The 22,984-nt window shown below is 48.8% G+C and carries 15 protein-coding genes; 10 read left to right on the top strand and 5 right to left on the bottom strand.

The features are described from left to right. Positions 1-173 precede the first annotated feature (173 nt). Positions 174-1,541, top strand: coding sequence for an MATE family efflux transporter (locus Q4Q49_RS07735; RefSeq protein WP_311999042.1), 1,368 nt, complete (start codon positions 174-176; stop codon positions 1,539-1,541). A 1-nt stretch (position 1,542) separates the two neighbouring features. On the opposite strand, the gene Q4Q49_RS07740 is transcribed toward Q4Q49_RS07735, so the two are convergent. Beyond that, positions 1,543-2,532, bottom strand: a complete 990-nt coding sequence (locus Q4Q49_RS07740; protein WP_006086115.1) for a LysR family transcriptional regulator — start codon at positions 2,530-2,532, stop codon at positions 1,543-1,545. 128 nt (positions 2,533-2,660) lie between these two features. On the opposite strand from Q4Q49_RS07740, the gene Q4Q49_RS07745 reads away from it, so the two are divergent. From Q4Q49_RS07745 to Q4Q49_RS07755, 3 genes are all read left to right on the top strand, one after another. After that, positions 2,661-3,743, top strand: a complete 1,083-nt coding sequence (locus Q4Q49_RS07745) for an efflux RND transporter periplasmic adaptor subunit (protein WP_311999043.1) — start codon at positions 2,661-2,663, stop codon at positions 3,741-3,743. A gap of 3 nt (positions 3,744-3,746) precedes the next feature. Beyond that, a complete protein-coding gene (locus Q4Q49_RS07750; RefSeq protein WP_311999044.1) occupies positions 3,747-6,836 on the top strand; it encodes an efflux RND transporter permease subunit in 3,090 nt (1,029 codons plus the stop codon). 195 nt (positions 6,837-7,031) lie between these two features. Continuing rightward, complete coding sequence (locus Q4Q49_RS07755) at positions 7,032-7,568, top strand: hypothetical protein (RefSeq protein WP_012088204.1); 537 nt, start codon at positions 7,032-7,034, stop codon at positions 7,566-7,568. A gap of 125 nt (positions 7,569-7,693) precedes the next feature. Here Q4Q49_RS07755 and Q4Q49_RS07760 read toward each other — a convergent pair whose 3' ends face one another. Beyond that, positions 7,694-8,302: an FxsA family protein gene (locus tag Q4Q49_RS07760; protein WP_311999045.1), complete on the bottom strand. Its 609-nt coding sequence runs from the start codon at positions 8,300-8,302 to the stop codon at positions 7,694-7,696. A gap of 251 nt (positions 8,303-8,553) precedes the next feature. Here Q4Q49_RS07760 and cutA point away from each other — a divergent pair, with 251 nt between their 5' ends. From cutA to Q4Q49_RS07785, 5 genes are all read left to right on the top strand, one after another. Beyond that, a complete protein-coding gene (gene cutA, locus Q4Q49_RS07765; protein WP_310802613.1) occupies positions 8,554-8,877 on the top strand; it encodes a divalent-cation tolerance protein CutA in 324 nt (107 codons plus the stop codon). After that, positions 8,874-10,763, top strand: a complete 1,890-nt coding sequence (locus tag Q4Q49_RS07770; RefSeq protein ID WP_311999046.1) for a protein-disulfide reductase DsbD — start codon at positions 8,874-8,876, stop codon at positions 10,761-10,763. Before cutA ends, Q4Q49_RS07770 begins: the two co-directional genes overlap by 4 nt. Before the next feature lie 181 nt (positions 10,764-10,944). Further along, positions 10,945-12,600, top strand: a complete 1,656-nt coding sequence (locus Q4Q49_RS07775) for a cation:proton antiporter family protein (RefSeq protein WP_311999047.1) — start codon at positions 10,945-10,947, stop codon at positions 12,598-12,600. A gap of 295 nt (positions 12,601-12,895) precedes the next feature. Further along, a complete protein-coding gene (gene galK / locus Q4Q49_RS07780) occupies positions 12,896-14,041 on the top strand; it encodes a galactokinase (protein ID WP_006086123.1) in 1,146 nt (381 codons plus the stop codon). A 160-nt stretch (positions 14,042-14,201) separates the two neighbouring features. Continuing rightward, entirely contained in the window at positions 14,202-15,236 is a 1,035-nt protein-coding gene (locus Q4Q49_RS07785) for an aldose epimerase family protein (protein WP_311999048.1), read from the top strand. A 169-nt stretch (positions 15,237-15,405) separates the two neighbouring features. Here Q4Q49_RS07785 and Q4Q49_RS07790 read toward each other — a convergent pair whose 3' ends face one another. Beyond that, positions 15,406-15,810 carry a hypothetical protein gene (locus tag Q4Q49_RS07790; RefSeq protein WP_311999049.1) on the bottom strand — a complete coding sequence of 135 codons (405 nt, stop codon included), beginning with the start codon at positions 15,808-15,810 and terminating at the stop codon, positions 15,406-15,408. A gap of 498 nt (positions 15,811-16,308) precedes the next feature. After that, positions 16,309-17,310, bottom strand: a complete 1,002-nt coding sequence (locus Q4Q49_RS07795) for an NAD(P)H-quinone oxidoreductase (RefSeq protein ID WP_311999050.1) — start codon at positions 17,308-17,310, stop codon at positions 16,309-16,311. Between the two features lie 441 nt (positions 17,311-17,751). On the opposite strand from Q4Q49_RS07795, the gene Q4Q49_RS07800 reads away from it, so the two are divergent. Next, entirely contained in the window at positions 17,752-20,877 is a 3,126-nt protein-coding gene (locus Q4Q49_RS07800) for a M9 family metallopeptidase (protein WP_311999051.1), read from the top strand. Positions 20,878-21,043: 166 nt separating this feature from the next. Here the strand turns inward: Q4Q49_RS07800 and Q4Q49_RS07805 are convergent, their stop codons facing one another. Then, a complete protein-coding gene (locus Q4Q49_RS07805) occupies positions 21,044-22,861 on the bottom strand; it encodes a sel1 repeat family protein (protein WP_311999052.1) in 1,818 nt (605 codons plus the stop codon). Positions 22,862-22,984: the final 123 nt, after the last annotated feature.

The following is a 22,984-nucleotide window of genomic DNA, read 5'->3' on the forward strand; positions in this document are numbered from 1 at the left end:
TAAAAAAACAGACACCTTAGTCTGCTCTTTTGCTGTCTGAGATATGGGGCTGACAGTGTCGAGATCCAAGGGCATTTACAAAAAAAACTTCAATTTTTTGATGTCGGTTTTTTCAAGTCCGCACAATCCTGCTAGAATCTCGCCTCCGCTCGCTAACAAGGCACTATTTTTCCATGAAAGACAGACACGGGCTGCTCACCGCGCCAATTGGTCGTGTACTGCTCAACATGAGCCTCCCCAACTTAATTGGCATTATGACCATTCTAGGTTTCAGCCTCGCTGACACTTTTTTTATCAGCCAATTGGGCACTGAAGCCTTAGCCGCCATCAGTTTTACCTTTCCGGTAACCTTAGTGATCTCTAGCATCGCCATTGGTATTGGCGCTGGTGTCTCGACTAATTTAGGCCGACTGTTCGGTTCGGGTAATGCCCACAAGGCCAAAGTGTTCTTGCATGATGCCTTATTGCTCACCTTTGTCTTGATCGCCAGTTTAGCCGCACTGGGTAGCATTTTTATTACGCCACTGTTTCACTTACTCGGGGCAAACGATGACAGCTTGCCGCTGATCCACGACTATATGATTTACTGGTATGTCAGCGCACCGCTGCTGGTATTGTTGATGGTGGGCAATCAGGGCTTACGTTCCACTGGCGACACCCGCTCGCCGGCGATGATCATGGCGCTGGCGGCAATCATCAATCTTATCCTCGATCCGTTACTGATTTTTGGTATTGGGCCATTTCCACGTTTAGAAATCCAAGGCGCCGCAATTGCAACCCTGTTCGCTTGGTTGATTGCCTTATCTTTGTCGGGATATTTGTTGATTGTCAGGCGCAAAATGCTCGAATGGACCGCCTTTGACATAGACAGAATGCGCGCGAACTGGAGCAAATTAGCCCATATCGCACAACCCGCCGCCTTGATGAATTTAATCAATCCACTAGCCAATGCCATTATCATGGCGATGTTGGCGCATATCGATCACAGCGCCGTAGCAGCCTTTGGTGCCGGTACTCGATTAGAGTCAGTACTATTAATAGTAGTGATGGCGCTATCGTCGAGTTTAATGCCCTTTATTGCGCAAAACTTAGGGGCAGGACAGCCACACAGAGCAAAAGAAGCCCTGCTATTATCGATAAAATTTATCTTTATTTTCCAAACCTTACTCTATATCCCACTGATCTTTTTAGCCGAGCCTATCGCGCATTTATTCAGTACCGATCCGCAGGTTATCGAGTGGCTGAGTTTTTATATCTTAGTGCTGCCCTGTGCCTACGGACCTTTGGGTATAGTGATTATTGTCGCGACCTCGCTCAATGCCTACCACAGGCCTATGAGTTCATTAGTCATCAATCTGTGCCGCTTAGTGCTGCTTATGCTGCCGCTAGCAGCCTTGGGATCGTATATAGGTGACGTTAAAGGCCTGCTGCTCGCGCTACCTGTGACCAATATTTTGATGGGAATTGCCTGTTACTGGCTGGCGCAGCGGATCTGTGAGCCCACAAAGATCACGACCGCAAACGCCATTAGCGAGGGGTAAGCTAGCTTGATTTTTTAACGGGAAAGCGCAACACGTCGTCTGAAAACGCTCCCGTAGAGGCTTTGCAGGATCGACGTGGGCCTTGCTCACTCATATTAGTCGGCACCCCGTTTGGCACTAACTCTTGCATGATATAGTCGATAAAGCGCCGACTGGCTAAACTTACGTAACGTCTTGATGGATAAGCTAAGAAGCACTCACCTTGGTGGGGTTGGATTTCAGGTAATAAGGTCACTAACTCACCAGTTTCCACATATTCGGCAACGACTTCAGAAGGTGCATACACGATACCGCGTCCTTGCAATCCAAACTCTACCGCCACTTCAATACTGTTCGAGCAGAAATTGCCTCTAACTCTCACCTCTTGTTCTGAACCGATAAATAACTCATTAAAAATTTTGCCGTTGGATAAACGGAACATAGACACATTATGCGCTTCAATCTCTTTCGGTGTTTTAGGTGTACCGTGTGCCGCTAAATATTGCGGACTGGCGTAAAAACGTAAGTCAGTGGTAAAAATTGGCCGCACCACTAAATCTAAGGTATCCAACGCAGGCTCGACTACAAAGGCCACATCGAGATTATGTTTCACCATATCAACGGATTCTGAACTGCTGATGACTTCTAAGGTGAGTTTGGGGTGCATATCCATAAAGCGGAAAATGGCTTGCATCAAGATTTTCATGCTGTGGATGGGGAACATTTGAATGCGCAAATGCCCGCTGATCTCAGCATCGTCATTGGTCATTTCGAATAGGGTTTCGTCGAGCTGAGCCAAAATATTCTGCGAACGCTGGTAAAAATGACTGCCCGCAGACGTGAGCGTCATAGAGCGGCTCTGACGGTGGAACAATTTAATGTTCAGCTCATCTTCCAAGGCTTGCAAACGCCGACTGACAGTCGATTTTGGCAAGTTAAGCAAATCAGCCGCTTCAATCAAACTACCGGTTTCAGCAATTCGGTGGAATAACGCTAAGTCCTCTGTCTTCATTTTGACCTTAAGTTCAATCTCATTATGTGGGACTGATAATCCCAAAGTATCCCGTTTATTGCAACTACTTTAGCTGGTATCTTCGCGACCAGAAATGCTGACAACTTGTTAACTAGGAAATCGCCACCATGAAATCATATCGACTCTTGCCACTGGCTATGCTGCTTCCAGCCCTGCTCAGTGGTTGTTCGCCAGCGGAAAGTTCAGTACAAGTGGACACTGTCCGTCCGGTTAAACTGTTTGAAGTGCTCAACGTAGAAGCTGGAGATTTTAGAACCTTTCCTGCCCGCGTTGCAGCCAATAGCCGCGCCGAATTGTCGTTCCGTATTTCTGGGCAACTCACCGAGCTGACATTAGTCGAAGGCCAAAGAGTCGCTCAAGGTAGTCTGCTCGCCCAGCTTGACGATAGGGATGCCAAAAATAACTTAATGACCCGTGAGGCAGAGCACGAACTGTTAGCCGCCGACTTTAAACGTAAGGCCGAGCTGCTCAATCGTAAGCTGATTTCACAATCTGAGTTTGATAGCACACAAGCGCAGCTCAAATCGGCCAAGGCCGCCCTTGCGGCAGCACGCGATCAGCTGAGTTACACTCGCTTAACCGCGCCCTTTAGCGGCACGATTGCTAAACGTTTAGTGGATAACCACCAAATAGTGCAGGCCAATCAAGGGGTGTTAACACTGCAAAACAACAACTTGCTCGATGTGAGTATTCAAGTGCCCGAGGCGATGGCTGCGGGGCTGAAGCAATATACCGATCAAGCTCACTTTACCGCTAAGGTGCGTTTTAGCGCCTTCCCCGAGCAGAGTTTCGACGCCAAATTTAAAGAATACTCCACCCAAGTCACCCCAGGCACTCAAGCCTATGAAGTGGTGTTTTCATTGCCTCAACCCCAAGATATTCAATTACTTCCTGGTATGAGCGCCGAATTAACCTTAGCTTTAGTCAAAGATCCCAGCGCACTCGCGTCAACGGTCGTACCTGTGACCGCTATCGATAAACGCGATCAAGATGGCCAAGTGCAAGTGTGGGTTTATCAAACCCAATCGGGTGAAGTCAAACCCACTATGGTGACCCTAGGACGCGTGAGTAATCAAGGTGTTGAGATTTTAACAGGCGTCAACAAGGGCGATCTTATCGTTAGCGCTGGGGTGTCTCAGTTATCCGCTGGCATGAAAGTTAAACCACTACGCTGGCAGCGTGGAGTGTAATTGATGAACATTGCAGAGTATTCGATACGCCACAAAGTCATCAGTTGGATGTTTGTGTTGCTGCTACTCGTGGGTGGCGGCGTGAGTTTTACCGGTTTGGGGCAATTAGAATTTCCCGAATTTACCATTAAAGAAGCCTTAGTGATCACGGCTTATCCAGGTGCATCACCCGAACAAGTGGAAGAAGAAGTCACGCTGCCGCTCGAAGATGCCCTGCAGCAACTCGATGCCATTAAGCATGTGACCTCGATTAACAGTGCGGGCCTGTCACAAATCCAAATCGAGATTAAAGAAAGCTACGACAAAACCACCCTGCCACAGGTGTGGGATGAAGTGCGTCGTAAGGTCAACGACACGGCGGGCAACTTGCCTCCGGGTACAACCGCGCCGCAGGTGATGGACGACTTTGGCGATGTGTATGGCATTTTATTTAATCTCTCTGGGCCTGATTACAGCAACCGCGAGTTAAGCAATTACGCCGACTATCTGCGCCGCGAACTCGTACTCGTGCCCGGCGTTAAAAAAGTTTCAGTTGCGGGCAACGTCACCGAGCAAGTCGTGATTGAAATCTCCCAGCAAAAGCTGTCGGCACTGGGATTAGATCAAAGCTATATCTATGGTTTAGTGAACAATCAAAACGTGGTCTCCAACGCGGGCAGTTTAGTGATTGGTGATAACCGTATCCGCATTCATCCCACGGGCGAATTTAGCAATGTGCAGGATCTGGCGCGCTTGATTGTCAGCCCACCGGGTAGCACTGAGCTAATTTACCTTGGCGACATTGCTAATATTGAAAAGGATTACGACGAAACCCCGAATGTGCTTTACCACAATAAGGGCGAAGCGGCGTTATCACTGGGGATTTCTTTCTCTAGCGGCGTGAACGTGGTCGAAGTCGGACAAAAGGTTAGTGACCGTTTAGCCGAGCTTGAATCCCAACGCCCAATCGGCATGAATTTAGCGACGGTTTACAACCAGAGTCAGGCGGTCGATGAGACAGTTAACGGCTTCTTAATCAACTTATTAGAATCCATTGCTATCGTGATCGCCGTGCTCCTGCTGTTTATGGGGCTGCGCTCAGGCATGTTGATGGGCCTGATCTTACTGCTAACGATTTTGGGTACCTTTATCGTGATGAAAGTGCTGGGGATTGAGCTGCAACTCATCTCCCTCGGCGCACTCATTATCGCCCTCGGCATGTTGGTCGATAACGCGATTGTGGTCACCGAAGGTATTTTGATTGGCCTGCGCCGTGGTAAAACCCGTCTCGAAGCGGCGAAGCAAATTGTGGCTCAAACCCAGTGGCCGCTATTGGGCGCGACTGTCATTGCCATTATTGCCTTTGCGCCCATTGGCTTATCGCAAAATGCCGCCGGTGAATTCTGCCGTTCTTTATTCCAAGTGTTGATGATTTCGCTGTTTATCAGTTGGATCACCGCCATCACCTTAACGCCGTTCTTCTGCCATCTGTTATTTAAGGATGCGCCGAGCGACGAAGAAGCCCAAGACCCTTACAAGGGCTGGTTCTTCAGCTTATATCGCGCAAGTTTAACCCTAGCGCTGCGCTTTAGATTGGTGAGTATTCTGCTGGTTGTCGCCATGCTGTTCAGCGCAGTAGTGGGCTTTGGTCATATCAAGAATGTGTTCTTCCCTGCCTCTAACACGCCGATTTTCTTTGTGGATATCTGGATGCCAGAGGGCACGGACATTAAGGCGACCGAACGTTTTACTGCCGATATTGAGCGCCAGTTACTGCAACAGAACGAGCAAAAAGATATAGGGCTAAAACACTTAACAACCGTTATTGGCCAAGGTTCGCAGCGTTTCGTCCTGCCTTATCAGCCAGAAAAAGGCTATCCCGCCTTTGCCCAGTTGATAGTCGAAATGCAAGATCTCGCCGCCGTTAAAGCCTATATGCCAGAGTTAGAAACCTTGTTAAATCAACGTTTCCCACAGGCACAATATCGCTTAAAAAACATGGAAAACGGCCCGTCGCCCGCAGCCAAAATTGAGGCACGCTTCTACGGCGACAATCCTGAAGTGCTGCGCGCTTTAGGCGCCCAAGCCGAGGCCATTTTCCACGCCGAACCGAGCATGGATGGCATACGTCACAACTGGCGTAATCAAGTGCCCTTGATCCGTCCGCAACTGGAAAATGCCCAAGCGCGAGAAACGGGGATCAGTAAGCAAGATCTCGACAATGCCCTATTGGTTAACTTTAGCGGTAAGCAAATTGGTTTATACCGAGAAACCAGCCACTTGTTACCCATCGTCGCCAGAGCGCCCGCCGAAGAACGTTTGCAGGCCGACAGCCTATGGAAGTTGCAAATTTGGAGTAGCGAACACAACACCTTTGTGCCTGCTACCCAAGTGGTGAGTAGCTTTAACACTGAGTGGGAAAACCCGCTGGTGATGCGCCGAGATCGTATGCGTATGCTCGCTGTGATGGCCGATCCTAAGCTTGGCAGTGATGAAACCGCCGACTCTGTACTGCGTAAAGTGAAAGACAAGGTCGAAGCGATCAGCCTACCCGCAGGTTATCACTTGGAATGGGGCGGTGAATTTGAAACCGCAGGCGAAGCGCAAACCGCGGTATTCAGCTCGATTCCCATGGGTTATCTGGCGATGTTTTTAATCACCGTATTCCTATTCAACTCAGTGCGTCAGCCCTTAGTGATCTGGTTTACTGTGCCGTTGGCCCTGATTGGGGTGTCTGCCGGACTCTTGTTGTTCGACGCACCTTTCAGCTTTATGGCGCTACTCGGCCTGCTGAGTTTGTCTGGCATGGTGATTAAAAACGGTATCGTCTTGGTCGATCAAATCAACCTCGAACTCAGTGAAGGCAAACCCGCTTATTTCGCCTTGGTCGACTCCTGTGTCAGCCGTGTGCGCCCCGTCATGATGGCAGCGATAACCACTATGCTCGGGATGATCCCACTGATCTCAGACGCCTTTTTTGGTTCAATGGCGATTACGATTATTTTCGGTCTCGGTTTTGCGTCACTGTTAACACTCATAGTACTGCCAGTGATGTACAGCCTAGTATTCAATATTAAAGCGACAGCGATAGGAGGTGAGTCACCTAACAAATAACACTCAACGTATAGCTCCGCAATTGATCCAAAAACGCTTCCCGGCGTGGCCGGTCAGTCACTCGTGGCTGGCTGGTCATTTCTAATACATGTCCCACCCCTAGCTATTGCGATCTGTTGCGCTTATCTGACTTGCCATTTACACTTGATGGCGAGCGACAAGCTCAAGGAAATGATTATTAAATAAGGAAGTTATATGAAGCTTATCAAGCTAGCTGTGCTGCTCGGCCTCGTTTTTATGGCGTATCAAAAATGGTATGCGGTCAAACCCCTCGAATCCCATGTATTAACTTCTGTCCCCGTAAAAGTGCACATGTTACCTAATCCCAAGGCGCTACATAAAAACTCGGGACAAGTCAGCGTTGAAACCATCACCACTCAAAAACAAGCTCAAGAACCGCTGGTATTGAGCGTTATCGCCTACAGCTCCCAGTTCGAAACCATAGACGAGGAAGACATTACTGAACTTTCCTTCGATGACACCAACACGCTCGCGAAAAAGTTTAAAGAGATGCAGGGAACAGATGAGCTGAAATTGACGCGCGGTTATATCGAACACGGCGGGCAGCGGGGTTATGAGATCAGTATGGATATGGGTAAAGATCTCGGCACCTTAGTGCAGCATGCCTATGCCTACAATAATCACCTGCTGATTTTAACCGCCAGCTATGATGACAACGGCCAAAACCGTCGCACCGCAGAAGCCTTTCTCAACTCAGTGGAATTTTTATAACGAGTGGATGAAGTGCACCAGCGGCGCAGCTCAGAGGATTCTGAAGACCGCTGGTATTGAAGCGAGATTTGGGTAGAAGTTCAAGCGAATAAACGCGCAAACCAAATTAGCTAAACCATAACAGACTAAGGCTTAGGATCTTTATCCTGCGCGTTACCTTGTTCTTTATTCTGATCTTTATCAGGCAGCTGGTGACTAGCGGGCTTGATATCACTTGGATCGACTTTATGCTCGAAGTCACCCTCAAACACATTACCGTCTTTCTTCACGCTATCATCAAACGGCGCTTGGCCAAATGGGTCATGCGACTTAGGCCCAAAGGGACTTTGTCCCGTTTGAAAGCCACCGTGCATACCACCCTGTAATCCCGCCACAACCCTTAACTGCATGCGCTTAAACAGCAAGGCGGCGATCGGGCGACGAGTGAATGGTGTCAGCAATAACAGGCCAATGGCGTCGGTTACAAAACCGGGGATCAGCAGTAAAATGCCCGCCATAGCTAGCATCATGCCCTCGACGATTTCTTGCCCCGGCGCTGCACCGCGAGCGAGTTTTTGTTGAACTTGCATTAAGGTGCTTAAACCTTGGCTGCGAACCAAAGAGACCCCGAGCACGGCGGTAAACAGCACTAAACCTATGGTAGTCCAAGTGCCAAGCACTTCACCCACACGGATCAGCACCGACAGCTCTATTACTGGGATCAGCACAAAGAGTAAAAATATAATGAAAAACATACCGACCTCAGGTTTATCTGACTATCTGTGTAAACTAAATGGGGCCTATCCGGTCTTAATTCAAGTCAGGCTAAGCATAGCGACAGACTCAGGGGCGATTCACCACGGATTTAGCAATGGATATCACAACTGATATTTAGCTCACCCTTTTGTTAACGCGCTAATGTATGAGACCATTAAAACACGTAAAGTAGCCTAACTCAGTTGGCTTAAGCGAACTTTAAGATTCTTAAGAGACGATACCTAACACCATGCAGCATCAGTATTTAATGGTTAGCACTACCTGCCCCAATGAAGTACAAGCCAATACCTTGGCTCGGGCTTTAGTTGAGTCACGTATTGCCGCTTGTGTTCATATCTCCGCCCCGATACGTTCAATTTATGCTTGGGAAGGGAAAATCTGTGAAGAACAAGAATTTAGCTTACAGATTAAATGTTTACAAAGTCGATATTCAGAGTTAGAACAACTTGTGCTTAGACTTCACCCTTATCAAGTACCCGAAATTATTGCCGTGCCTGTGACTCACGGGCTACCAGCCTACTTAGATTGGATAAAAGACAACACTCAGCCATGAAAAAACTACTCAGCCTTATTTTCACGTCTTTATTGCTCCTCACGCCCTTAGCGCACAGTGAAGGGGTTTTCGGTAACAAATTCGACTTCATGAAGAGTGAGCCGGAATTGATGCCTGTCGATCAAGCCTTTGCCTTCGATTTCAAGCAAGAAGGTAATCAGGTCAAACTCAATTGGGTGATTGCCGACGGTTACTATATGTACCGCGACAAGCTTAAATTCAGTGTTAATGGCGCCGAACTAGGCACAGTGGCGCTGCCCAAGGGTAAGCCCCATCAAGATGAGTATTTTGGCGAACAAGAAGTCTATTACACCTATGTGGATATTCCCGTTGCGCTGAAACAGGCCGATGACAATGCCACTCTGACAGTCACTTTTATGGGCTGCGCCGAAGGCAAGTTGTGTTATCCACCGACCAAACGTGACGTGGTGCTAAAAGCGATTGCCGCCAACGATGGCTTAATCGCAGGTGCCGAAGCGAGCGAATCGACCGCCGCTGCAGAGCCTGCCAGCACTGAGTCAGCCAGCACTGAGTCAGCCAGCACTGAGTCTGCCAGTAACGAGTCGAGCACGGCCGATAAAGCCAATACCCAACCTATTACCCAGCAAGATACCCTGAGCCAAATGCTGTCAAACGACAGCCTGATTTGGACCTTAGTGATCTTCTTTGGTCTGGGTGTCGGTCTGGCATTAACGCCCTGCGTATTCCCTATGTACCCAATTTTGTCCGGCATTATTGTCGGCCAAGGGCAAAAGCTCTCAACTGCAAAAGCCTTTACCTTGTCTATGGCTTACGTGCAAGGCATGGCAATCACATACTCTATCTTAGGGTTAGTAGTCGCATCGGCGGGACTGAAATACCAAGCGGCATTGCAACATCCGGCCGTGTTAGTGGTTCTGGCGATTCTGTTCTTTGTGCTCAGCTTATCTATGTTTGGCCTGTACGATTTAAAACTGCCATCGAGCTGGCAGGAAAAGATGAACTCAGTATCGAACAACCAAAAAGGCGGCAACTTAGTTGGCGTATTCTTGATGGGCGTGATTTCAGGTCTGGTCGCATCACCTTGCACTACCGCTCCGCTATCGGGTGCGCTCGTTTATGTGGCGCAAACCGGCGACTTACTCCAAGGCTTCCTAGCCCTGTATGTGCTGAGTATGGGCATGGGTTTACCGCTACTGATTATCGGCACCTCTGGCGGTAAATTATTACCTAGAGCGGGCGCTTGGATGGACATCATCAAGACCGTCTTCGGCTTCCTGTTGATCGCTGTGTCTATCGTAATGCTCGGTCGTATTTGGACGGGCGTGGTATCCGATGTGCTTTGGTCACTGTGGGGCGTGAGCTTCACCGGCTACTTGATGCACCAGAACAAACTCAGTCCCTTCAACTGGAAACAAACTGTCCGTTCAGTGCTATTAACTCTGACGCTACTGGCGAGTTTCTCCTACGGATTCCAAGCTGTGATGGGCCACTTAGGTTTTAATCACAATCCCGTAGGCACCGCGGCGACGACCGAAGAAGCCCATGGCTTTAAACGGATTAAATCCATTGAAGATCTTGATCAAGAAATCGCCGCCGCTGCCGCCCAAGGTAAGCCTGTGATGCTGGATCTCTACGCCGATTGGTGTGTTGCCTGTAAAGAGTTCGAAGCCATCACCTTTAAGGATGCCGACGTGTTAGCCCGCATGAATAAAATCGTGCTGCTACAAGCGGATGTGACTAAGAGTGACAAGGTCGATGTGGCCTTACTCGAAAAATACAATGTGCTCGGTTTACCTACGTTGTTGATGTTTAACGAACAAGGTGAGCAAAGGGAAGATTTACGTGTGACTGGTTTTATGGGCCCTAAAGATTTTGCAGCCCATTTAGATCATCTGGTGAAATAGTCACTATTTAGACTTAGACCACTAAAGCGATTTAACTCGCGCCGGTTTTAACCAGCAAGTGTATTTGCCGCAACACCAATAGAAAGCGGACTTTTTTCATTAAAAGTCCGCTTTTTTGTTCCAGTGTCATAGATTTCTTATACAATCACTCATAATTTTGGACTTTTTAGATTGGAGCATCATGGAACCCGGTATCCTCATTATCACACTCATCTGCGGCATGCTCGTCAGCCGTATAGGACTGCCACCGCTCATCGGCTACTTAGTGGCGGGCTTTGTACTATTCGTCCTCGGGATAGATAAAGAAAGCCTGCCATTGCTGCAAGAACTCGCCAGCCTAGGCGTGACTTTGCTGCTGTTTGCTATTGGTTTAAAACTCGATATTCGCAGCCTGTTCAAGGCCGAAGTGTGGGCGGGTTCGAGTGTGCACTTAGTACTCTCAATCGTGGTTTTTGTGCCGATTCTGAAGCTCTTCGGCTTACTGGGTTTAAGCCAACTCACGAGTCTTAACCTTGAGCAACTGACGTTAATCGCCTTCGCGTTAAGCTTCTCCAGTACCGTATTTGCGGTCAAAGTGTTAGAAGATAAGGGCGATGTCCAATCCCTCTACGGCCGGGTCGCCATTGGTATCTTGATTATGCAGGATATCTTCGCCGTACTGTTTTTAACAATTTCTAAGGGCGATGTACCTTCGGTATGGGCCTTCGCACTACTCTTACTGCCACTGGCTAAGCCCCTTATTTATAAAGCCTTCGACCGTGTCGGCCACGGTGAACTGTTAGTCCTGTTTGGTCTAGTGATGGCACTTGTGGTTGGCGCTTGGTTATTTGAATCTGTTGGCCTGAAACCCGATCTCGGCGCACTGATCATAGGGATCTTGTTGGCGGGCCACAAAAAGTCCTCAGAGCTGGCAAAATCCCTATTCTATTTTAAAGAACTCTTCCTCGTGGCCTTCTTCTTAACGATTGGTCTCAACGGTTTACCTACAGTATCGGATATCGTTCTCGCAGCACTGTTAGTGCTGCTAGTACCACTTAAAATCCTGCTGTTTGTTTACATTCTTACCCGCTTTAAGCTGCGTTCACGTACCTCTATGTTGGGCTCGTTCAACCTAGGTAACTTCAGTGAATTCGGTTTGATTGTCGCCGCCGTCGCCACCTATAAAGGTTGGTTGCCTCCCGAGTGGCTAGTGATCATCGCCGTGGCATTAAGCTTTAGCTTTTTACTCGCCGCGCCGCTTAACGCCACCGTAGGTAACATCTATCAACGATTCCAACAGCGTTTAATCAAGCTTGAAAAACGCCCATTGCATCCAGAAGACAGACCGATCGCCATTGGCAATCCACGCTTCTTAATCTTAGGCATGGGCCGCATTGGTAGCGGCGCCTACGATGAACTCAGGGAACAATTTGACGGCGAAATTCTCGGCATTGAGCACAAGCAAGACTTAGTCGATTTACATAAAGCCAAGGGCCGCAACGTAGTGCAAGGTGACGCCGCGGATACCGACTTTTGGGAGAAACTCGACAGAGCGCCTAATCTTGAATTAGTGCTGCTGGCCATGCCGCACCACGCGGGAAATATGTTTGCGGTCGAGCAACTCAAAAAACTGGATTATCAAGGCAAGATCAGCGCGATTGTGCAGTACAGTGACGATGCCGCGGCACTTCGCGAATCGGGCGTACACAGTGTTTACAACCTGTACGAAGCCGCCGGTGCCGGTTTTGTGGATCATGTGATTTACGAGCTGTTGCAAGATTCAGAGAAAAACGCCGCGCAAGCGGAAGAAACAGCGCAAGTGCCTGATCCTAAAATTAATGCAGAGTCCAATAGTTAAGTGCCTGCTAATGCTGCATTGAATTAAAATCACGCCATAATAGGCCGCACAAACAAGCAGTAACCTCTTCTGCAAGTTTGTGCGGCATCCAACTAACTACTGACTAATCTTTACAAATCAATCGACTAGATAACGCACTGTATACGTTATTTTGACTTCCTATCACTGTATCGATTTTCTCCTTACAACCTATCGCCATTTCAGCAAAAAATCTCAGTTACATCACCGACTCAGTCGTGATATAAATCGATGACGGTAACGAAATTAGCTCAGCTTTTTTGGAATTTTTTACAGCATGTCAAACCCTGCGCAGCGCGCCACAAAGTTATTTGTCCAAACCTTTGGCACTAAAGCCGACGATTTATATCAAGCCCCTGGGCGCGTCAATCTGATCGGTGAATACACGGATTACAACGACGGTTTTGTACTCCCGGCAGCCATTAATTTTCATACAGTGATTGCAGTAAAACGCCGTGACGACACTAAGTTTCGTGCCGTTGCCGATGCCTTCCCCGGACAAATTAAAGAGTGGACCTTCGGTCAAGAAAACGACATGGACCCGCAAGATGGCTGGGTGAATTACCTTAAAGGTTTTACTGCGGCTATGGCGCAAACAGGTTTATTAGCCAAGGGCTTAGACTTAGCCATTGTGGGCGATGTACCACTTGCGGCGGGGTTATCCTCATCGGGCGCCCTCGTTGTCGCCTTCGGCACTGCCATCAGTGATACCAGCCAACTGCATTTATCGCCAATGGCGGTAGCGCAACTGGCCCAACGTGGTGAACACAGATATGTCGAATCGGCCTGTGGCATCATGGATCAAATGTGCAGCGCCATGGGTGAGCAAGACCACGCGCTGCTGATTGACTGCTTAGATCTGGACAGTGAAGCCATTCCTATCCCAGAAAACCTAAGCCTTATCATCATAGATGCACATATTGAGAAACAACGTTTAGCCGCCACCAATCAACAACGTCGCAACGAATGCGCCCAAGCGGCAGAATACTTTGGCTTAGATGCGCTGCGTCACCTCGATTTACGTCGATTAGAAAGCGCAAAAGCCGATTTAGATGAAGTGTTATATCGCAGAGCAAAACACGTCGTCACAGAAAATCAAAGAACCCAGAGTGCAGCCCGCGCGTTAGAGCAAAATAACATTCAAAAATTCAGCCGCTTAATGGCGGAATCCCATGCTTCACTGCGGGATGATTTTGAAGTCACACTGCCCGAATTTGATACCTTAGTTGAGATTGTCAGCCAAGTGATTGGCGAGCGTGGCGGCATCCGCATGACCGACGGCTGCGTGGTGGCCTTAGTTGATCATGAACTGACCGATGCTGTCGTGGCCGCCGTTGAACATGAGTTTTTCGACAAAACCGCAATCGATGCCACAGTCTATTTATGTTCCGCCAGCGCTGGCGCGGGCCGCATAGACAATTAGCCAGAACAGGCTTAAAACAAAGAAAACCAATACAGTGACAAGGCCATCGATAACATACGAATTCATCGCTGAACTTTATGGTGTTGATGGCAAACAATAGGGTTAACATACTCATTTAACACAATAAGCAGTGAGCATATTCAACACAGAGGGAAGCTAAATGGTACGTTTCAGTGTTTTGGATCCTTGGACCGATCCCCGCGGCGGCGAAATCGAACGGGTTCGGATCGACAATGGCATACTCGCATTAGAAGTCATCAGCTTAGGCGGAATTATCCGCGCTCTGTGGACCCCAGATAAACACGGCGAACGTGCCAATATCGTCCTTGGTTGCGACAACGCCGAAGACTACCTGACGCAATCGGCTCACTTAGGCGCTATTGCTGGCCGCTTTGCGAATCGTATCGCTAACGGCAAAATGCACTATCAAGGCCAAGATTATCAACTTGATGTCAACCAAGCGACTAACTGTTTACACGGTGGTCGTGAAGGGTTTAATCGTAAAAACTGGCACTTAGGCCAACTGCCCGATGGTGTGCGCTTGACCTTAATGAGTCCAGACGGCGACATGGGTTTCCCCGGTAATTGCACGGTTCAGCTGGATTATCGCCTCGCAGGCAATAATCTCTATGTGGAAATTTTAGCTTCGGTGGATAAAGCCTGTCCCGTGAGCTTAACCCAACACAGTTATTTCAACCTTGATGGCTCAGAGACCAATCACGAGCATTTGATGCAAATCGATGCCAAGCGTTATCTCACCATGAATGATGTCAGTGTTCCCACTGGGATTGCCGAGACTGCAGGGTCAATTTTCGACTTGAGTCAGCCGATACGCTTAGGCGACAAACTGCATGCCGCAGAATTAGCGAGCACGCGCGGTTATGATCACTGTTATATGATGAATGACCCCGACGGCTCACTCGCCCGCTTTGGCTGTTTAAGCAGTCCAGTAAGTGGCCGCGCTATGACGGTTTATACCAATCAACCGAGCGTGCAGCTCTACTGCGCTAACTTTTTAGATGGCACTGTGGGTCGCAATCAACAGGTATTAAATCAACATCATGGCGTGTGTTTAGAACCGCAAATGCTGCCAGACTCACCGAATCAAGGCGAGCGCTTTGGTGATGATGTTTGGTTAGTGCCAGGCAAGGTTTATCACCACATCAGCCGATATCAGTTCGATGCCGATGCGTAACATTAGCTATAAATTAGCGGTATATTAACGGGTAAATCGAGTCGCGATAAAATAGCGATGAATTGAGGTTAACGCACGGTTTCGCGGAAGGAAATAAAGCGATAAGGAATAAAATAAGCACTATTTTATTCCTTACACTCACAGTGTTAGCCCTTAAGCCGACACTGTGTTAATCATCAAAATCATCGACCCAATCATCGTCAAAATCGACGCCTACGGCATCGGATTCCACTTCTGGTTCAACTTCAGGCTTCGCCTTACGAACAGGCGCAGTTTCCTTCACGTTGTTTAGGTCAATACGAGCTTGATGCTTACTCATGAATTGAGCTCTAGCCGCCTTCCATGCACCACTAAACTTAGCCTCAGCAGCTTTTAACGCAGCCTCATCTAAGTCGTATAGGTTCACTTTGACTATATCTTCCACATACTCAATGATCGCATCACGATCGGTATTGTATAGGTAGATACGTCCTGGGGAGGCATCGGGCAGCTGGTTGTCATGGACGACAATCGCGTTGCCTTTCGATGTTCTCAGCTCACCATACCAAACCTGTTTCTTTGCTGTGTTATACATATATGCTAATACCCTTAAATCAACACATACACTATGAGTTTTTTAGCCTGAATAAGCGAAGCATCGCTTGCTTTGATCCACGAATAGCGCCGGAAAGTCTCTGACGTTTTCAACTGGGTATTTTTACAGAATATTTCCGATAATCAATGCCTCATACCATGAAATTTTCACTAATTACGTATTAATTTCTGCCAAAGTACCCAAAAAGTTTAATCATTAACGACTTTAGTCTAAAAAATCGACGCGGCAAGTTTTATTCCCAATAAAAAGCAATCATATCGACTATGTTCGATGGGTATAAACTTTACGATTCGAAGTTGCCGTTCGAGGTTACTGCAAGGTTAAGCATCAGGTTTAACCATGACGATTTAACGACAGTAGCGCAAACGACTATTTACCCCTACGTTACTCAGCCACGCTTTTGCCTGAACGCTCTCAGACTTGCCTCAAATGGCCGCGACCTAAACGATGCATCGCAGCCAAACCAACGTGCCGAGCCTAAATGACCGTCAGTATCACCTTGCCCCTGTGCTCACCCGACTCCATCAGTGCATGGGCTTTCGCGGCTTCGCCTAATGGAAAGGTCGCAAAAATATTCGGCACAATTTTATGGGCGTTTAACAGTGGCCAGACTTTCTCAAATAATTCGGCGGCAATCGCGGCTTTTGCCTCCACGCTTTGCGGTCTTAAGGTCGACCCTGTCCACATAATGCGTTTTGCCATCAAGCGGAAAATCTCGACTTCAGCCTTAGGCCCGCGCTGCATCGCCACCGACACCATACGACCGTCCATCGCCAAGGCTTGTAAATCGAGGTTAATAAAATCGCCACCCGCGATATCAAAGACCACGTTTACCCCCTTATCTTGGGTGAGCGCCATAACAGGCTCAACAAAGTTGTGGGTGCGATAGTTGATGACTTCAGTAGCGCCAAGGCTCAAGCAATAATCGCGCTTCTCATCTTGCCCAGTCGTCGCTATCACTGTTGAACCTAAAGCGCTGGCGAGTTGAATGGCCGTACTACCAATACCGCCCGAGCCGCCATGGATCAGTACCGTCTCGCCCGCTTTCAGTCCCGCACGCATAAACAGGTTGCCCCATACGGTGAAGAAGGTTTCTGGCAGCGCAGCGGCCTGCACATAACTAAAGCCCGTTGGGATAGGCAAACAGTGGGCGGCATAGGTGAGCGCATACTCGCCATAACCCCCGCCCGGTACTAAGGCGCAAACCTTGTCGCCGATTTGCCATTGGCTCACGCCTTCACCTAGGGCGCAAATATCCCCCGCGACTTCAAGCCCAATAATAAGTGATGCACCCGGTGGCGGTGGATACGCGCCCACCCTTTGTTTGACATCGGGGCCATTCACTCCAGCTGCATGTACGCGGATCAACACTTGACCAGCGGCGGGGATAGGCAGAGGCGAGCGCGATAATTGCATCACCTCGGGGGCACCGGGTTGCTCAACATAGATATGGGTGTATTCGCTTGGTAAAGCTGACATAAAAGCTCCTTTGGAATGGCATCGACCTCATCGCAGATGGCTTAGCGGTTCGAGTGCTTACAGCGGAAAGTGCATCTAACCTTAATGCGGCTAAGCTAGCGCAAATTCAAGCCAAATAGCCACTCTTATTCAATCAAGCATTTCATAAGGTGTGGAGTCCCACAGACTCAGCTTCCGGGGCAAACACATTTAGCAAAAGCTGAACCTAAGCTGAACCTAAGCTGAACAAAAAAGATGTATCGAGTAAATATTGAGGTAAATACTAGATATATTAAAAACTTACAGCCATCATTTGGACGCATTATTTGCTAGCTGCGATGTTTGTCGCGCTATTGTTATCACGCAAATAATCCAATGAGGTTTGATGCAAGCTTAGGTTCCACGCATCAAATAACGCCCAAGGAAGATCTGCTTTGCAGACTAGATAACTACGGATACACAATGAAAAACACACTGATCTTCGCAGCTATTAGCTTAGCTTTTGCGACTCCCGCTCTCGCCCATGACACTCATACGAGTCACCCATTAGGCAGCAACACACCCAGTAACCCACAAGCGCAACCGGCACCACGACCACCCTCGGCGCCCATTAGCCAAATAGAATCCCATAGACCGCTACTGCGGGAGACGCCATTGATGGCATCCCCGAATGAGCCAACTATGACAGAACAGACAATGACAGAACCGCCTAAGATGCATTCACGCAAGAAGCGAGAAGTATCTGAGCAACCGCCACTTAAGTTACAGAGTCGCAGCGCCGCACTGCAGAGCAATGACTGCAGTGACTTTGTCGGTAAATCGGGCCAAGCCCTAGTAGATCAATTGAGCCAATCGACACCCGAATGCGTCGGTAAGCTCTATAGCCTCAAAGGCAGTAGCGCCACCGCGCTGTTTAGCGAGGCCAATGTGATCAGTGTCGCCAACGCCATTGCTACTAAAGCCAAGGACTACACTGGGGTCGATGTTCAGCATCTTGAATCGCATATTTATTTTGTCCGCGCTGCCCTATATGTGCAATTTTACAGCCCAAATGATGTACCCGCTTACAGCAGCGCCGCTAAGGCCAGCTTAAAATCGGCCCTCAACGCTTTATTTGCCAACGCTGCGATTTGGACGGTCTCCGATGCTAATGCTGGCGTGTTGAAAGAAGCCTTAATCCTGATTGACTCAGCCGAGCTCGGCGCCGATTTTAATCATGTCACCATAAAAGTGCTAACGGACTACGATGCTAACTGGCAAGCCAGTTTCGCCATGAACGCCGCAGCAAACTCAGTGTTTACCACCTTATTCCGTGCCCAGTGGAATGATGACATGCAGGCGCAATTCGCTCGCGATCAAGGCATTTTAGATGCGCTGAATAACTTCCAACTCGAACATCGCGACTTGTTAGGTACCAATGCAGAGTATCTGTTAGTTAACTCAGTCAAAGAGTTATCTAGACTGTATTACATTGATACCATGCGCCCGCGAGTGACTCAGCTGGTTAAAAATATCCTCAGCAGCACCAGTAAAACCGAACCGAGTAAAGTGCTTTGGTACGCGGCGGCAGAAATGGCCGACTATTACGATCGCAGTCATTGTAACGATTACAATATCTGTGGTTTTAAGGCGCAGTTAGAGGCCGATGCCTTACCTTTTAATTGGAAATGCTCCGACAGCCTCAAGATCCGCGCCCAAGATCTCTATCAAGATCAAGCCAAGTGGGCCTGTGATGTGCTGACCAGCCAAGAAAGCTATTTCCACAGTAAGCTAGATACAGGCATGCAACCCGTAGGGCAAGATAACAACGATGACTTAGAGTTAGTGATCTTTGGCAGTTCGTCTGAGTATAAATCCTTAGCCAACAGTATCTTTGGTATCAATACCGACAACGGCGGCATGTACCTTGAGGGCTCGCCCGCCGGACTCAAAAATCAGGCGCGTTTTATCGCCTATGAAGCCGAATGGCGCACGCCGGATTTCCATGTCTGGAACCTGCAACACGAATATGTGCACTACCTCGACGGGCGCTATAACCTATTTGGTGACTTTAGCCGCGGCACTTCGGCCAATACCATTTGGTGGATTGAAGGCCTAGCGGAATACATTTCTTACCGTGACGCCAATACCGCGGCCATTGCCATGGGCGAAACTGGTGAATTTATGTTGTCGACCATATTCAAAAACAACTATGAATCAGGCCAAGACCGTATCTACCGTTGGGGTTATCTGGCGGTGCGCTTTATGTTTGAGCATCACAGGGACGATGTGAGACAGATTCTCGCCTACCTACGTAACGACCAATACGCGGAATATCAAACCTTTATGGATGGTATCGGTACACGTTACGACAACGAGTGGCAAGGTTGGCTCGCCAGCGGCTTGAGCACGGCTGACGATGGCATTGTCGATAAAGGCCCAAGTGATGTCGATGCTGAGCCCAGTGGCCGTGAAGGTAACTGGGCTGGCCCTGCGGGCACTATCAGTAAGGATTACTCGCCTTGCCAAGTAACGAACGAAGCCTACCGTTACACTGAATCGGCTAGCCTGAAAATCGATGTGCCGATGGAATGTATCGACTCTAAACTCGGTCGCGCCAGTTTCAGTTTCACTAATACCGATCGCTCGGCCCAAGATCTGTGGATCAAGATTGGCGGCGGTTGGGGTGATGCCGACATTTATTTCAATTCTAAAAGTTGGGCAAGCCCAGAACAAAACCAAGGCGCGGGGATCGGCAACGGTAACTATCAAGTCATTAAAGTGCAGTTAAACCCTGACGAATATTGGCATTACATTACCTTGTCGGGAGATTTTGGCGGCGTTGATATGCAAGTCAGCACCACTGAGCTGTTCGCTGATGTTGATCCCGATCTGGGAGATGGCGGCGTGGATCCTGAGCCACCAGCAAATTGCGGTGCAGTAACCTTAGATTACGGCCAGCTCACACTGGGCAAAAACGAGTGTATCAGTGGTGGACGCAACAGCTTCTACTTCTGGGTTGAGGAAGATAATACTCAGTTCACCGTCACCACTAAGGGCGGTTCTGGGGATGCCAATCTTTACTTCAATGCCAGTCAGTGGGCCGACGCCGAAAATGCCGATGCCAAGAGCACTCAAGCAGGTAATCAAGAGTCGCTAAGTTTTAGTGCCAATCGCGGCTGGCGTTATATCACAGTGGACACTGCCACTGAGTTTAGCGGCGTAACACTCACCCTCAATACAGGCGCGAGCAACACGCCTTCGCCAGCTCTCATCGCCAATGCTTGCGCGACGCAATCACCCTTGAGTCATGGTGAGCTGAGTTCAGGCAAAGCCATCTGCACCACCGATGGTCGCAGTGATTACTATCTTTGGGTGCCAGAAGGTACGAGTCAGTTAAGCATCAACTCAGCCCACGGCAGTGGTGATGTGAGCCTATTTTCGGGGACAACGTGGGCCAATGCTCAACACTTCGATGCAGCGTCTGTCACGCCTGCTAACACTCAAGAAAGTATCACAGTCGATGCGCCAAACGTGGGGTGGTATTACATCACAGTGCAGAGTGAACCCCAGAGTTCGGGTGTCGCACTGCAGGTTGATTTACGCTAGTTGGCTGTCGTTGCTTAAGCCAGAACGTTTAAATCTGCTTATTTAACTCTAGCCACTTAACACTAGAGGCTTAAATCAAGCAGCTGAATAAATAGCAAAATCCCTGCCATGGCAGGGATTTTTATTGGCTAAATGCTAACGAATACTCTTTTATATAAACATGAGGTTATAAGCGCAGCTGTTCAAGCACTTGCACTCTGTCCTTAGCCTTTGCTTCATAGTCATTTGAAAATCGCTCTGCAATTTCAAGGCTCTGCTGATAAAGCGTTAACGCTGTTTTCGCATCGACCGCGCCGCCCTCGCCTTTATCTAATAAGGTTGCGAGTTGGAAGTATGCATTGCCTAAAATATCCGCCTGCAAACCTTGCTTGGCACCCAGCGTCGTCACTCTTGCTAACCAGTAGCGCGCATTAACCGCATCACGATGGGTTTCCGATAACAAGATATTGGCAAGTTCGGCTGCGGCATAGAGATCCCGCTCGGCGGCAATCAGCCAAAACTCCTCACCCGCAGCAAAATTATCCGCCAAATAGTAGTAATCGCTGGCCGCCGCATAGGCCAGTTCAGGCTTAGCCTTCACGCTCAGACGATAATTTTCCAGCGCGGCATTAGCATCAAAATACGGTGAATAGGGTAACACTTGATAGAAAGCCATCAGGCTGCTTGCCTCTGGCATTCCTTGGTCAACTAATTGATTTAACAGCTGCCACGCTTGCGTTTCTCTAACCTTATCTTCACCCGTATTAACGAGGCCACGCTCAATAACCGATAAAGGTAAACGGATTAACTCAAGCTTTGCCGTGTTATCACCAAAGCTCGCGGCGCGCCCGAGCCAATAGGTTTTTTCATCTTTTCGCCCCGCGTAACCAGCTTGATCTCGCATCCAGTGCAAGGCCTCAATATCGCCCGCCTCTGCGGCTTCGCGGTAATACTTTAGCGCCTTAGCCTCATCCTTAGGCAAGGCGTGCCCAAGCTCATAGATACGCGCCAATAAGCGCTTATCTTCGGCCTCGGCACTTTGAGCTAAGGTCTTGATTTGTGATTCAGGTTTGCCATAGGCATACAGTTTTACTTCACTGTTGACATAAGCATATTGAGTGCCGTCGGGATACTTCACCTCAACCGTATCGGGCAGATACCAAACATCGACCTCGTAATGCTCGGCAATCTGTGGATTGAAGTTCACCCGCATCACCGCCTCATCGCCACGCCGAACGGCCTGAGTATACGGGCTGGCCCACAGGCTAGAAGTGCGCTGCAGGCTACTCTTCAGCCGTGCCTCGAAGGGTTTGTCTTCCTCTGGATAATGAATAAAAACCGGATAGTAAACTGGCGCTAACGATAACGGCGTGGTCGCCAGCAGTGAGTTATCTGCCTCGCTGCCCGCATGAATAGGATCGATATTAAGCTCTTGACTTAAATAAAAATCATCGTGAGATGACACTTGAGTCGGCAACGCAGTTTGGCTGGCAGCCTTAGATGCATCTACCGAAGTGCGCTGCAACTTGGCGAGGTAATCCCGTTGCAGCGTTTTAGCTCTCTGCCACAGTGGATGGTTTGGCAGTATAGTCACATCGAGCATTAAATCCTCAAGCCGCCACTGACAATCACCGCCGCCATTTAAGGCTAAGGGCAGCAAAAAATCACTCGCTTTGCTACCACTGCTAATCACTTGCCGCAGCACTGAGGTTTCTTCGAGTGTGGCGCGATAGGGATTGGCAAGATCGCCACTGGGAAAACGGATTTCCTTGCGGGTACAAATCGAAGAGGCGTAATAACCGACCAGTTCTAATTGCGTATTGGCGGGCAACACACCGACAAACTCGAAACGCTGGCTGTCCGCCGGCGCCGTCACTTGATCGACCGGTAACTCACTGCGCAACAAGGACTGCCAAAAAGAGGCCATGACCGGAGAGGCAAACATCAGCCCAGCCGAGCAAGCCAGATACAGGGGCGCCCGATGAAAACACTGTAACAAACTCATAATGCCAGCTCTCCGTCGCTGATGAGGCCACTCGCACTCAACACTCTCTCAAATACTGCAATGATCACTCGACAAAAAAATTAAGCCAACGCGCTTAGCTATTGGCTTAAATCATAACGTATT

The organism is Shewanella sp. SP1S1-7 (assembly GCF_031932105.1).
In the GTDB taxonomy this organism is placed as follows: Bacteria; Pseudomonadota; Gammaproteobacteria; order Enterobacterales; family Shewanellaceae; genus Shewanella; species Shewanella baltica.

Bases quoted from the DNA above. Each gene is read 5' to 3' on its own strand.
- Q4Q49_RS07790 (WP_311999049.1), bottom strand. From the start codon at position 15,810: ATGTATAACACAGCAAAGAAACAGGTTTGGTATGGTGAGCTGAGAACA.
- Q4Q49_RS07800 (WP_311999051.1), top strand. From the start codon at position 17,752: ATGAAAAACACACTGATCTTCGCAGCTATTAGCTTAGCTTTTGCGACT.
- Q4Q49_RS07735 (WP_311999042.1), top strand. From the start codon at position 174: ATGAAAGACAGACACGGGCTGCTCACCGCGCCAATTGGTCGTGTACTG.
- Q4Q49_RS07795 (WP_311999050.1), bottom strand. From the start codon at position 17,310: ATGTCAGCTTTACCAAGCGAATACACCCATATCTATGTTGAGCAACCC.
- Q4Q49_RS07805 (WP_311999052.1), bottom strand. From the start codon at position 22,861: ATGAGTTTGTTACAGTGTTTTCATCGGGCGCCCCTGTATCTGGCTTGC.
- Q4Q49_RS07775 (WP_311999047.1), top strand. From the start codon at position 10,945: ATGGAACCCGGTATCCTCATTATCACACTCATCTGCGGCATGCTCGTC.
- Q4Q49_RS07755 (WP_012088204.1), top strand. From the start codon at position 7,032: ATGAAGCTTATCAAGCTAGCTGTGCTGCTCGGCCTCGTTTTTATGGCG.
- Q4Q49_RS07750 (WP_311999044.1), top strand. From the start codon at position 3,747: ATGAACATTGCAGAGTATTCGATACGCCACAAAGTCATCAGTTGGATG.
- galK (WP_006086123.1), top strand. From the start codon at position 12,896: ATGTCAAACCCTGCGCAGCGCGCCACAAAGTTATTTGTCCAAACCTTT.
- Q4Q49_RS07740 (WP_006086115.1), bottom strand. From the start codon at position 2,532: ATGAAGACAGAGGACTTAGCGTTATTCCACCGAATTGCTGAAACCGGT.
- Q4Q49_RS07745 (WP_311999043.1), top strand. From the start codon at position 2,661: ATGAAATCATATCGACTCTTGCCACTGGCTATGCTGCTTCCAGCCCTG.
- cutA (WP_310802613.1), top strand. From the start codon at position 8,554: ATGCAGCATCAGTATTTAATGGTTAGCACTACCTGCCCCAATGAAGTA.
- Q4Q49_RS07760 (WP_311999045.1), bottom strand. From the start codon at position 8,302: ATGTTTTTCATTATATTTTTACTCTTTGTGCTGATCCCAGTAATAGAG.
- Q4Q49_RS07770 (WP_311999046.1), top strand. From the start codon at position 8,874: ATGAAAAAACTACTCAGCCTTATTTTCACGTCTTTATTGCTCCTCACG.
- Q4Q49_RS07785 (WP_311999048.1), top strand. From the start codon at position 14,202: ATGGTACGTTTCAGTGTTTTGGATCCTTGGACCGATCCCCGCGGCGGC.